Raw genomic sequence first — 14146 nt, 5'->3', positions numbered from 1 at the left:
CCGCCGCGAGGGGGTCTACCTGATCCTGGGCGGGGCCGGCGGCATCGGCCTGGAGGTCACCGCGTGGCTGGTGCGGGAGTACGGGGCGCGGGTCGTCCTGGTGGGCCGCAGCGCCCTGGACGAGCGGCGCCGGGCGCGCCTGGCGGCGATCGACCCGGACGGCCGGCTGGTGCGCTACGAGCGTGCCGACGCCGGTGACCCCGGTGAACTGGAGCGCGTGGTGCGCCGCTGCACGCAGGAGCACGGTGTGCTGCACGGCGTCTTCCACTCCACGATCGTGCTGCGCGACCAGAGCCTGGCCAACATGGACGAGGCCACGTTCCGGGCGGCGCTGGAGGCCAAGACCAGGACCAGTGTGGCCCTGCTGGCCGCGGTGCGTCCGGTGCGCCCGGACTTCGTGATGTTCTTCTCCTCGGCCGTGGCGCTGTCGGGCAGCGCGGGGCAGAGCAACTACGCGGCGGGCAGCGCCTTCGAGGACGCCTTCGCGCACTTCCTGGAGGACCGCCTGGACGCCGCCGTGCGGGTCGTCAACTGGGGTTTCTGGGGCACCGTCGGGATCGTGGCCGAGGACCGCTACCGGGAGCGGCTGGCCCGCAACGGCATCTTCTCGATCGAGCCGGCCGAAGGCATGGCGGCGGTGGCGCACGTCCTGGGACACCCGGAGCCCCAGGTCGTGGTCACCAAGGCCACCCGCCAGGTGCTGGAGAGCGCCGGTGTGGACTTCTCCGCGGCCGCGGCCGGCACACACCCAGGACAGGAAGGGCAGGTGACCGGAGCGATGCCGGTACCGGGGAGCGGGCCTGCGGCATGGGGCATCGTCGAGGCGCTGGCCGCCGAGCCGGCCGCGGACCTGCTGCTGCCCGCCGCCGACAGCGACCGCCTGGACCGGATCATGCTGGACTGGCTGTGGCGGCTCTTCCGGGAGCAGGGGGTGTTCCTGGACGATGCCGAGCGCTGGACCGAGGACGCGCTGGCCGGCGGGCTGGGCGTACGGGACACCCAGCGCCGGCTCTTCGCCGAGCTGCTGCGGGTGCTGGCCGTGGCCGGGCATCTGCGCCGGGAGTCCGACGGCACCGTGGTCCCGGCCGGCCCGCGGGTGGCCGAGGACCCCGAGCGGGACCTGATCGCGCTGTGCGAGCGGACCACGGCGCTCAACCGCTTCGACCGGCTGCTGCGGCCCTGTATGCACAGCCTGTTCCCGGTGCTGCGCGGGGAGGTGCGGGCCACCGACGTGATGTTCCCCGGCGGCTCCACCGCGCTCGTCGAAGGCGCCTACAAGGGCAGCCCGGTCGTGGACCGCGCCAACGAGCTGGTCGCCTCGGCCGTCGGCCGCTTCCTGGACCGGCGGCACCGGGACGGCGGCACCGGCCGGCCGCTGGCCGTCCTGGAGGTGGGGGCCGGTACCGGCGGTACCACCGGCAGCGTGCTGCCCGCCATCGCCGCGGCCGGTGTACCGGTGCGCTACGTCTACACCGACCTGTCCAAGGCGTTCCTCCAGCACGGGCGGCAGCGGTTCGCCGAGCAGTACCCGTTCATGGAGTTCGCCACCCTCGACGCGAGCCGCGACCCCGCGGCCCAGGGCTTCGAGCCGGCCGGCTTCGACGTGGTGGTCGCGGCCAACGTCCTGCACGCCACGGACGACCTGCTCACCACCCTCGGCAACGTCAGGTCCCTGCTGGCGCCGGGCGGCTGGCTCGTCCTGAACGAGGCCAGCCAGAACGTCATCACCGCGACCCTCACCTTCGGCCTGCTCGACGGCTGGTGGCTCAACACCGACGCGCACCTGCGGCTGCCCGGCTCACCGCTGCTGTCCGGCGCCGGCTGGGAGCGGGTGCTGGGGATGGCCGGCTTCGCGCGGAGCCGGGCGCTGCCGGCCGATGTCGGCAGCACCCAGTGCGTGATCGTCGCGGACCGCGGTACCGGGACGGACTCCGCGGACGCCCCGGCCTCCCCGGCCGCCGTGGTCTCTCCGGCCGCCGCGGTCTCCCCGGCCTCCGCACCCGCGCCGCGGCGGACCGCGGACGCACCGGCGACCGCCACCGCGCCGGCGGACGGTGAGGCGCTGCGGACCGCCGTCGAGGGGTACGTCAAGCGGGCCTTCCGCGAGGTGCTCCAGGTGCCCGAGGACCGGCTCTTCCCCGACGAGACGTTCGAGAACTTCGGCATCGACTCGCTCACCACGCCGCGGATCGTCGACGAGCTGACCCCCGTGGCCGGCTCGTTGCCGGCGACGCTGCTGTTCGAGTACCCGACCATCGGGCAGCTCGTCGACCACCTCGTCGCCGAGCACGCCGAGGCGCTGCGTGCCGCCCTGCTCCCGGAGCAGGACCGCGGCCCGGAGCAGGACCGCGGCCGGGACCAGGAGGGCGCCCGGTCCCGTACCATCGCCGTGGCGCGCGCGTCCGCGCCCGCCCGCCGGCCCGGGGACTGGCAGAAGATCGCCATCATCGGAGTGGCCGGCCGCTACCCGATGGCCCGCGGCCTGGAGGAGTTCTGGGACAACCTGCGCACCGGCCGTGAGGCCGTGCGCGAGGTGCCCGCCGAGCGCTGGGACTGGCGTGACCACCCCGAGGTGAACGGCGCGCCGGTCAGCCGCTGGGGCGGATTCGTGGACGGCGTCGACGAGTTCGACCCCCGGTTCTTCCAGATGTCCCGCAACGAGGCGGAGCTGACCGATCCGCAGGAGCGGCTGTTCCTGCAGACCGCGTGGGAGGCCCTGGAGGACGCCGGCTACCCGCGCGGGCGGCTGCACGGCGCCCGGGTCGGGGTGTACGTGGGCGTCATGTACGGCCAGTACCAGCTCTACGAGACGGCCGACGGGCTGGCCGGCAGCATGGGGTACTCCTCCATCGCCAACCGTGTCTCCTACCTCTTCGACTTCCAGGGCCCCAGCCTGGCCGTCGACACCATGTGCTCCTCCTCGCTCAGCTCGCTCCACCTCGCCTGCGAGGCGCTGCTCCTCGGCGACGCGGAGTACGCGCTGGCCGGCGGGGTCAACCTCGCCGTGCACCCGCGCAAGTACGGCCAGCTCGCGGTGGGCGGGTTCACCTCCAGCGACGGCCGCTGCCGCAGCTTCGGTGCGGACGGCGACGGGATGGTGCCCGGCGAGGGCGTCGGCGCCGTCCTGCTCAAGCCGCTGGAGCTGGCCGAGCGCGACGGTGACCGCATCCACGGGGTGATCCTGGGCAGCGCCCTCAACCATGGCGGCAAGACCGGCGGGTTCGCCGTGCCCAACCCGGTGGCGCAGGGCGCGCTGATGACGGACGCGCTGCGCCGCGCGGACATCGACCCGGGCACCGTCTCCTACGTCGAGGCGCACGGCACCGGCACCGCGCTGGGCGACCCGGCCGAAATGGCCGGTCTGGTACGGGCCTTCGGTGACCGCCCGGCAGGCGCGCCACGGATCGCGCTGGGTTCGCTGAAGTCCTCCATCGGCCATCTGGAGTCGGCGGCCGGTATCGCCGCCGTCACCAAGGTGCTGCTGCAGATGCGCCACCGCGAACTGGCGCCGTCCCTGCACGCCGAGCGGCTCAACCCCAAGATCGACTGGGCGGGGGTCCCCTTCGCGCTCCAGCGCGAGCGCGCCGAGTGGCGGCCGCTGCCGGACGGGGGGCCGCTGCGCGCCGGCATCAGCGCGTTCGGCGCGGGCGGCGCCAACGCCCATCTGATCCTCGAGGAGTACGCCGGGCCGCCGGCCGCACCGGCCCACGAGGACGGCGCACCGCGGCTGTTCGTGCTCTCCGCGCGCGACGAGGACCGGCTGCGGGAGGCGGCCGCGGGCCTGTGCGCCCATCTCACCCGCGGAGCGGCGGCGGCCGCCGGCGGCCCCTCGGCGCCGGTGGACGCCCTGGCCGCCGAACTCGCCGGACTCGCGGGTGTGTCGGGGGCCGGTCCGGACGAGCCGCTGGCCGATCTGGGCCTGGACCTGATGGCGGTCCTGCGGCTGGTGGCCGAGGCCGCCGAGCGGCGCGGACTCGACCCCGACCGGGTACGTCCCGGGGATCTGCACGAGGAGATGACCCTGCGTCAGGTGGCGGCCGTACTGGCCGGACCGGACGCCGGACCGGCCCCTGGGCGGACGGCCGCCGGGGGCGCCCTGGAACCGGCCGGCCTCGACCGGCTGGCCTGGACCCTGCAGGCGGGCCGCGAGGCGATGGGGGAGCGGCTGGCGCTGATCGCGTCCAGCACCGGTGAACTGGCCGGGATGCTCCGCCGGTTCGCCGACGGCGACGACCGTGGCCCGGCCCTGTGGCGGGGCAGCGTACGGGCCGAGTCCTGGCTGCGGCCCGCGCCCCGGGCCGTCCCGGGTCCGCTGCCCCTGCCCCGGCACGAGCTGGAGCGGCTGGCGGAGCGCTGGGCGGCCGGCACGGAGTTCGACTGGGACGCGCTCTACCCGGTGCGCCCGCGTCCGATGACGCTGCCCACCTATCCGTTCGCGCGCGAGCGCTACTGGATCGCGGCCCGGCAGCCGGCCCCGCAGGCCCCGGCCCCGCAGGCTCCGGCCTCGCCGGCGGCTCCGGCGCGGCTGCCCGGCGGGTCGGCCGCCGGCCCGCAGCAGGACCGGTCGACGCCGCCCGGCTGGCTCGCCGCCCGGGTCCTGGAGCTGCTCTCCGGCCTCACCGGGTACTCCGGTGCCGAACTCGACCCGGGCACCACCTTCCACGACCACGGACTGGACTCGCTCAGCCTCATCAAGCTCGCCGACCAGGTGGGTGAGGCGTTCGGCCTGACGGTCACGCCCGACACGTTCCTGGAAGCCGCCACCCCCGACGCGCTCACCGCCCTGCTGTGGCGGGACCACGCGGCGGAGCTGACGGCCCCGGACGCGCCCGGGACGCCGGAGACGGACCAGCCGTCCGCCCCCGCACAGGAGCCGGCCGCGGCCCCGGCCGTGGCGCCGGGGGCCGCCGGCGGCACCGACCCGGTGGTGATCGTCGGTATGGCGGGGATCCTGCCGCAGTCGCCCGACCTGGACGCCTTCTGGGCCAACCTGGAGCGCGGCGGCGACCTCATCTCCGAGGTGCCGCAGGACCGCTGGGACTGGCGCGAGACCTACGGCGACCCGGCCGGCCACCCCGGCCGCACCCGGGTCAACCGCGGCGGATTCATGCCCGCCATCGACGAGTTCGACCCGCTGTTCTTCGGGATCTCGCCGCGCGAGGCCCGCTGGATGGACCCGCGGCAGCGGCTGCTGCTGCGTACGGTGTGGACCGCCATCGAGGACGCCGGTATCGACCCCGGCTCGCTCGCGGGCACCCGCACCGGCCTGTTCGTCGGAGTCGGCGCCTCGGAGTACGCGGAGCTGATCCAGCGCTCCGGTGCCAGGACCGACGCCTACGCCTCGACCGGGCTCGCCCCCTCGATGCTGGCCAACCGGATCTCGTACCACCTCGACCTGCGCGGCCCCAGCGAGCCCGTCGACACCGCGTGCTCCAGCTCCCTGGTGGCGCTGCACCGCGCGGCCGAGGCGCTGGAGCTCGGCCACTGCGACACGGTGATCGCCGGCGGCGTCAGCGTGATGCTCTCGCCGGTCACCTTCTCGTCCCTGGAGCGGGCCGGCATGCTCAGCCCCGACGGCGTGGGCCGGGCCTTCGGCAAGGACGCCAACGGCTACGTACGGGGCGAGGGGGTCGGCGCCGTCGTCCTCAAGCGGCTGAGCACGGCACTCGCCGACGGCAACCCGATCCACGCGGTCGTCCGCGGCACCGCCGTCGGCCACGGCGGGCGGGCCAACTCGCTCACCGCGCCCAACCCCACCGCACAGGCCGAAGTGATCGTCGCCGCACACGAGAAGGCCGGCGTCGACCCGCGCACCATCGGCTACATCGAGACCCACGGCACCGGCACCGTCATCGGTGACCCGGCCGAGGTCAACGGGCTGCGGCAGGCCTTCGCCGAGCTCTACGACCGCCGGGGCCTGCCGGCGCCCGAGCGGCCGCACTGCGGACTCGCCGCCCTGAAGAACACCATCGGGCACCTGGAACCGGCCGCCGGCGTCTCCGCGCTGCTGCGCGCCGTCCTGAGCATGCGGCACGGACGGACGCCCGCCAACCCGAACGTCCAGGAGCTCAACGGCTATCTGAAGCTGGCCGGTTCGCCGTTCCACGTGCTGGGCGAGGCACGGGACTGGCCCCGCCCGGCCGGCCCGGACGGGCGCGACCTGCCCCGCCGCGTCGGTATCAGCGCATTCGGCTATGGAGGAGTGAACACCCACGTGGTGCTGGAGGAGTACATGGCCGACGAGCCGCCCGCCGGAGCGGGCCGGGACGCGGCCGCCGAGGCCGGACCCGCCGCCGAGGCCGGACCCGCCGCCGCGCAGGCCGGGCCGGGCGCGGACCCGGTCCTGTTCACCCTGTCCGCCCGGGACCCGGAGCGGCTGCGCGCCTATGCGCGGGCGTTCGTCGCCGGGGACGCGCCCCACTGGACCGGCGATCTGACCGGCACCGCCTACACCCTCCAGGCCGGGCGCGCCGACTTCCCCGAGCGGCTGGCCTTCGTGGCCCACGACGGCGCGGAGGCGCGGGACCGCCTGGCCGGCTGGCTCGCGGGCCGGCCCGAGGACGTCCGTGCCGTCCGCACCGGACGGGTCGAACGCGGCGCCGTCCCGCCCGTGCCGGCCGCCGGCGAGACCTCTCTCGACGCGATCGGCGACGCCTGGGTGCGGGGGGCGGCGGTCGACTGGCGCCGGCTCTACCGCTCGGTGCCGCGCCGCCGCTCCCTGCCCACCTACCCCTTCGCGGCCGAACGCCACTGGTTCCCCACGGGGGAGCGCGCGGCCGGCGCGGACGGGACGGCCCTGGCCGCCGTGCCGGATCCGGCACCGGCCCTGGCCGCCGATGTGCTGCTGTTCGGGACCGAATGGCGGCACGCACCGGTGCCGGCGGCGGGCGACCGGGACGGGGGCACGCTGCTGGCCCTGTGCGCGGACGACGCCCTGGCCGCCCGGCTGCCGGGCGACCCGGTGGTGGTCCGCCCCGGCGCCCGCTTCCGCGAACTGGACGGCCGCACCTACGAGGTGCGCCCCGACAGCCCCGAGGACCACGTCCGGCTGGCCGGTGCCCTGCGCGCCGCCGGGCTGCGGATCACCCGCGTGGCACACCTGTGGCCGCTGGGGCCTGTGCCGGGCGTCGCGGGGGAGGGGGCACCTCCCGGCAGCCTCTCCGAGCGCCTGGCGCACGGGCCCGAGGCGCTGTTCCTGCTGCTGAAGGCGTTCGGCGCGGCCGGCACCGCGGCCCTCGCCCGCATCCAGGTGGCCGTCCGCGAGGACGGGCCGGACGGGGCGTTGGCGCTCGCCGAGGCGTGGGGCGGTTTCGCCGGCTCGCTGCGGGCCATCACGCCCGGTACCGCGTTCTCGGTCATCCGCTTCACCGGCCCCCACGACACGCCGGCCCTGCTGGCCGAACTGGCCGCCGCACACGTGGACGCCGCGGTGGTCCGCCACGACGCCGGTGAGCGCCGCACCCAGCACCAGCGGGAACTGACCCCGGCGGAACTGGCCGGGTCCGGCGAGGCAGTGACGTTCCGTCAGGACGGCGTCTATCTCCTCACCGGCGGTATGGGCGGGCTCGGCCGCCACCTGGCCCGGACCCTCGCCGTACGGCACCGTGCCCGGCTGGCGCTGGTCGGCCGCTCGCCACTGGACGCCGCCAAGGAGGCGTGGCTGCGCGAGCTGCGGGAACTGGGCGCACAGGCCGACTACTTCCAGGGCGACGCCGCCGACGCCGCCCGGATGGCCGAGGTGGTCGCCGCCGTCCGCACCCGCTGGGGCGCACTGCACGGCATCTGCCACCTGGCCGGCACGGTGAGCGAACGGCCGCTGGCCGACAAGGACCTCACCGAGCTGCGCGCACAGCTCAGGGTCCGTACGGAGGGCACCCTCGCCCTCGACGCGGCGACCGGTGACGAGCGGCTGGACCTCTTCCTGCTCTACGCCTCCACCGCCGGACACCTGGGCGATTACGGCCTGGTCGACTACGGCTTCGGCGCCCGCTTCCTGGACGGCTTCGCGGCCGAACGCGCGGCCCGTCGGGCCGTGGGCGAACGCCACGGCGTGACGGTGGCCGTCGACTGGCCGATGTGGCGCGAGGGCGGGATGCACGTCCAGGAGGACGACGAGGCGCGCTACCTGGCCACCACGGGCTTCCGTTACCTGGAGTCCGCCGAGGGCGAGCGGGTGCTGGACCTCGCGCTGAGCAGCGGACGCAGCCGGCTGATGGCGGTCCCCGGCGACCCGGAGCGGGTGCGGGCCCACGTCCTGGCCGCCGAGGGCGGCGAGCGCGGTCGCCCGCAGGGGCACGAGCGGGCCGCGGCCCCCGCCGGGCCGTCCGTGACCGCCCCCACCGGTACCGCCACCGCCGGTACCGCTCCCGCCGGTACCGCTCCCGCCGTGGCCGGCGCCGCCCGGCCGGCGGTGCACGGAGCACAGCTGGAGGCGGCCTGCGCAAGGGAGTTGCGCGGGATACTGGCCACGGTGCTCGATATGCCGGCCGGCGCGCTGGAGGCCGATGCGGGCTTCGGGGAGTACGGTCTCGACTCCTTCGGGCTCAAGACGCTCTCCCACGAGCTGGGCGAGCGCTACGGCATCGATGTCCCGACCACCGCGCTGTTCTCCGCCAACACGATCACCAAGCTCGCCGCCCACCTGGTGGCGGAGTTCGCCGAGGACCTGCGCCGCGTGCACGCACCGGCACCGGTTCCCCCGCCGGCCCCGCAGCACGGGCCCGTCGCCGCGCCGGCGTCCGCCGCCGCACCGGCCCCCCGCACCGGAACCGCCCCGGCGGCCGGCGGCCGCGAGCGTGACCGTCACGGTGCCGAAGAGCCCGAGCCCATCGCCGTCATCGGCATGAGCGGCCGCTTCCCCGGCGCCCCCGACCTGGACGCGTACTGGGACAACCTGGCGCAGGGCCGCGACCTGATCACCGAGGCACCCGCCGAGCGCTGGGACTGGCGCGAGCTGGCCGACCGCTTCCCGGGCACCCCCCGCTGGGGCGGATTCCTCGACGACGTCGACCGGTTCGACCCGCTGTTCTTCAAGATCTCGCCGCTGGAGGCCGAGGTCATGGACCCCCAGCACCGGCTCTTCCTGGAGGAGAGCTGGAAGGCGCTGGAGGACGCGGGCTGCCGCGCGGACCAGCTGGCCGGGCGCGGTGTGTGCGTCTTCGTGGGCACCCAGTTCACCGACTACGAGTCCATGGTGCTAGGCGGGGAGGGCACCGAGCCCAACGCGTACTCCGGGGCCGGCCTGGCCCGCACCATGCTCGCCAACCGGCTCTCCTACCTGCTGGACCTGCGCGGCCCGAGCGAGAGCATCGACACCGCCTGCTCCAGCTCCCTGGTGGCCCTGCACCGGGCGGTCCGCTCGCTGCGGGACGGCGAGAGCGAACTGGCCATCGCGGGCGGGGTGAGCCTGGTCCTGTCGCCGCAGACCATCGTCAGCGGCCACCAGCTCGGGGTGCTCGCCCCCGACGGCCGCTGCAAGGCCATGGACAGCGGCGCCAACGGCTACGTCAAGGGCGAGGGCGTCGCGGCCCTGGTCCTCAAGCCGCTGTCGCGGGCGCTGGCCGACGGCGACCGGGTGCACGGGGTGATCCGCGGCAGCGCGGTCAACCACGGCGGTCACGCCACCTCGCTCACCGCGCCCAACCCCTCGGCGCAGGCCGATCTGCTGGTGACCGCCTACCGCGACGCCGCGGTGCCGGTCGAGACCGTCTCGTACGTCGAGATGCACGGCACCGGCACCGAACTCGGCGACCCCGTCGAGGTGGACGCCATCCAGCAGGCGTACCGGCGGCTCGCCGGGGAGGCGCCCGGCACGGAGGTCGGGCTGGGCACCGTCAAGAGCAACATCGGGCACCTGGAGCCGGCCGCGGGCGTGGCGGGCGTGGTCAAGGTGCTGCTGGCCATGCGCCACCGGCGGCTGCCCGCGACCCTGCACGTCCAGCGGCTCAACCCGCTGATCCGCCTCGACGGCAGCCGGTTCGCACCGGTGCTGGAGGCACGCGACTGGCGCCCGGCCGACGCCGCCGGCGATCCGCTGCCGCTGCGCGCGGGCGTCAGCTCGTTCGGCTTCGGCGGGGTCAACGCGCACGTCGTGCTGGAGGAGGCGCCCGCAACGGCGCCCGGCCGCCCGGCGGCCGATGGCGCGGACGGCGGACGGCAGCTGTTCGTCCTGTCGGCCCGCACCCCCGAGCGGCTGCGCGCCTACGCCGCCCGGACGGCGGACTTCCTCGGCCGCGGCCCCGCCGCCTCGCTCGCCGAGCTGGCCCATACCGCGCGGGTGGGCCGGGTGCCGATGGCGTCCCGGCTGGCCGTGGTCGCCGGTACGCACGACGAACTCCGGGCAGCGCTCGGCCGGTTCGCCGAGCAGGGCGCACCGGCCAGTGCCGGCGCCCTGTTCACCGGCAGTGACGCGGCCGCGGACGGCCGGCACGACTGGCTGGCCGAACCCGAGGGGCGGCAGTACCTCGACCGGATCCTCCGGGACGGGGACCTCGAACAGGTGGCCCGGCTGTGGGTCGCCGGGGCCGAGGTGGACTGGACGGCCCTGTCAGCGACGGGGCACGGGGGTGCCGCCCCGCGGCGGACCACCCTGCCGACCTATCCGTTCGCCCGGGACCGGCACTGGCTCGGCGGTGAACAACCGCGGCCGTCCACAACGGCCCAGGCCCAGGCCCAGGCCCCGGCCCCGGCCCCGGCGCCGGCCGTCGCCCGGCCGGCCCCCGGCGACGGGGAGCTGCTGCTGGCCAAGGCGTGGCGCCCGGACGACGAGCGGGCCACCGCCGGCGAGCGCGCCGCCGGTGCCGGCGGAACGGCCCTCCCGGGCCCCGTCCTGGTGCTGGCCAACCCCGCCAACGAGGCGCTCGCCCGGGGGCTGTTCGGCCCGGACGCCGTGGTCGTCGTGCTGGACGAGGAGCAGGACGCCGCCGCCGACGAGGGCGCCCGGCTCGCCGGCCGGCTAACGGCCGACGACGTCCGGATCGCCGCGGTCGTCGACCTGGTGGACGTCTCGCCGCGGCCGTGCGACCGGGTGCGGGAGAGCTGGGCCCGGATCGTCCTGGCCCAGGAACTGGTGGCGCGGCACCGCACCACGGGCCTGTGCTACCTGCACTTCACGCAGGGGCTGACCGCCTTCCGGGCGGAACGTCCCAGCCTGCGCGGCGCGGCGTTCGCCGGGCTCGTGCGGATGCTGCCGGCCGAGTACCGCGGGATGACCGCCCGGACCGTCGACGTGGACGCGTACGCCCTGACCACCGGGCGGCTGCGGGAGCTCGTCGCGCGCGAACTGGCCGCCTCCGGTACGTACACCGAGGCCTGTGTACGCGAGGGCGTCCGCTACCTGCCGCACCTGGAGCAGGCCCCGGAGCCCGGAGCGGACGGGCCGGCGGACTGGCGCGCGGGTCTGTCCGGCCGGCCGGTACTGATCACCGGTGGCACCGGCGCGCTGGGCCGGGCGGTCGCCGCGGACCTCGTCGCGCGCGGCGCCGACCGGCTGGTCCTGATGGGCCGCCGCCCGCTGCCCGCACGCGACCGGTGGGAGGCGCTGTGCGCGGACCCCGGCACCGATCCGGAGACCGCGGCGCGGCTGCGCGACCTGCTCGCCCTGGACCGTCCCGGCGTGCGCATCGACGTCGTCGACGGCCGCCTGGACGACGCCGGCCGGCTGCGGTCCACCCTGGCCGCCGTCCGTGCCGAGCACGGTCCGCTCGCCGGGGTCGTGCACTGCGCGGGCCTGGGCCTGACCGCCAACCCGGCGTTCGTCGGTAAGCGGGTCGAGGAGATGCGCACGGTCCTGGAGCCCAAGGTCGCCGGTCTGCAGGAGCTGGCCGAGGCGTGCGCCGAGGATCCGCTGCGGTTCTTCGTGCTGTGCTCGTCGGTGTCCGGCGAGGCGCCGGTGCTCGGCGCCGGCATCAGCGACTACGCGCTCGCCAACTCCTTCATGGACCGCTACGCGGAGTACCAGGCGGCCGTCGGGCGCACCTGCTTCCGGTCGTTGCAGTGGCCGAGCTGGCGGTCGATGGGCATGCCGGAGGTCACCACCGACGCCTACCGGGGCCTCGGGCTGCGCACCCTGCCGACCGAGGCGGGCCTGGCGCTGCTGCACCGCGCCATGGCGGTGCCGGGGCGGCCGGTGCTGCTGCCCTGCGTGGTGGACACCGCCGCGTTCGACCCGGACCGGGTGCTGCGGGTGCCGGAACGGGCCGGCCGGCCCGCGCCCGCCCCGGCCGCCGCTTCCGGGCCGGTACCGTCCGCGGAGACCGGGCGTACGGCAGCCCCCCGCGCCGGTGACGCCGGCGATGCCGCCGACGCCGCGCTGTGTGCCCGGCTGACCGAGGTGTTCGCCGGACAACTGCGCCTGGACGCGGCCGCCTTGGACGCGGACGTCAACTTCGCCGACTTCGGCGTGGACTCGATCATGATCGCCCAGCTGCTGGCCGGGGTGGAGCGGGCGGTGGGCGTCACCGTCGAGCCCTCCGCCTTCCTGGAACACCCCACACTGCGCCGGCTGGCCACGCATCTGCGGGAGCAGGGCGCGGTGGCGGAGAACACCTCGCGGTCGCAGCCGGAACCGGAACCACAGTTCGAGCCGGAGCCTCAGCCCGAGCCCGAGCCCGAGCCCGAGCCGGAGCCGGTGGCGGTGCCCCAGTCCCGGCCGGAGCCGGAGCCCGAGCCGGCGCCCGCCGGCCGGATCGCCGTGATCGGGCTGGCCTGCCACTTCCCCGGCGCGCCCGACCAGGACGCCTTCTGGCGGAACCTCGCGTCCGGCACCAGCTCCGTCACCGAGGTCCCCGCCTCCCGCTGGGACGCCGGCCGCTACTACTCGCCGCGCCATGAGCCCGGCCGGACCATCAGCAAGTGGGGCGGGTTCCTGGACGCCATCGAGGACTTCGACCCGGAGCACTTCCGGATGGACGAGGCCTCCGCCCCCCAGGTCGACCCGTTGGTCCGGCAGTTCCTGGAGGTCAGCGCCGAGTGCCTGGCCGACGCCGGGTACCGTCCGGACGAGGTCGCCGGACGCCGGGTGGGGGTCTTCGCCGGGGCCCGTACCGCCAACTTCGGCTCGTACCACGCGGCGGCCGGCAAGGACAGCATCAGCGGTCTGGCGCAGAACTTCATCACCGCCCACGTCGCCCACTACCTGGACCTGCGCGGCCCCAACGCCGTGGTGGACTCCGCCTGTTCGTCGTCGCTGCTCAGCGTCCACCTGGCGGCGCAGAGCCTGCGGGCCGGCGAATGCGAGCTGGCGCTGGCCGGCGGGGTGGAGATCCTGCTGGACCAGGTGCCGTTCGTCGGCATGAGCCAGGGCCGGGCACTGTCGCCCACCGGGCGCTGCCACACCTTCGACGAGCGCGCCGACGGCATCGTGCTGGGCGAGGGCGCCGGGGTGCTGCTGCTCAAGCGGCTGGACGACGCGCTGCGCGACGGCGACCGGGTGTACGCGGTCATCGACGGCAGCGCGGTCAACAATGACGGCCGCACGATGGGGATCACCACCCCCAACCCCGACGCCCAGCGGGATGTGATCGCCCGGGCGCTGAGCGCCGCCGGGGTGAGCGCCGCGGAGATCTCGTACGTCGAGGCGCACGGCACCGGGACCATGATCGGGGACCCGATGGAACTCAAGGCGCTGACCGAGGTGTTCCGCCGGACCACCGACGAGTCCGGATACTGCGGCGTCGGCAGCGTGAAGACCAATATCGGTCACCTGCTGAGCGCCGCCGGGATCGCCGGCCTGATCAAGGTGATCCTGGCGGTCCGGCACGGTCAGCTGCCGCCCACGCTGAACTGCGGGACGGTCAACCCCCGGTTCCGGTTCGAGACCTCACCGCTGTATCCGGTGCGGGAACTGCGGGACTGGCCGGGGCGGGGCGGGGTGCGCCGGGCGGGCGTCAGCTCGTTCGGGTTCGGCGGCACCAACGCCCACATGATCGTCAGCGACCTGGATCCGGCGCTTCGCGACCGGCATCCGGTGCGCCGGACCGCGCTGGACCCGGTCCGCTACCGGCGCCGCCGGTACTGGTTCCCGCAGCCGGCCCCGGAGCACGACGGGGCGGGGCCGGCCGGGGAGCGACCCGCCGGCCACGGCCCGCTCCCGGACGCGGATGACGCCCCACACCAGTCCACCCCCTTTCTCGAACTGCGCTTCTAG

General features: G+C 75.8%; 1 protein-coding gene (running past one end of the window). It reads left to right on the top strand.

Annotated features, from left to right (window positions below):
- On the top strand, positions 1–14146 hold the 3' portion of the coding sequence (locus tag AZE13_RS14075; protein WP_066930893.1) for an SDR family NAD(P)-dependent oxidoreductase. Its footprint begins 6716 nt before the window's first position; 14146 of the gene's 20862 nt are visible here — the last part of the coding sequence; its start codon lies beyond the left edge, outside the window; the stop codon is at positions 14144–14146.

It is taken from the genome of Streptomyces sp. NBRC 110611 (genome assembly GCF_001590865.1).
Taxonomy (GTDB): Bacteria; Actinomycetota; Actinomycetes; order Streptomycetales; family Streptomycetaceae; genus Streptomyces.
This window is presented reverse-complemented; position numbering and strand designations above follow the sequence as displayed.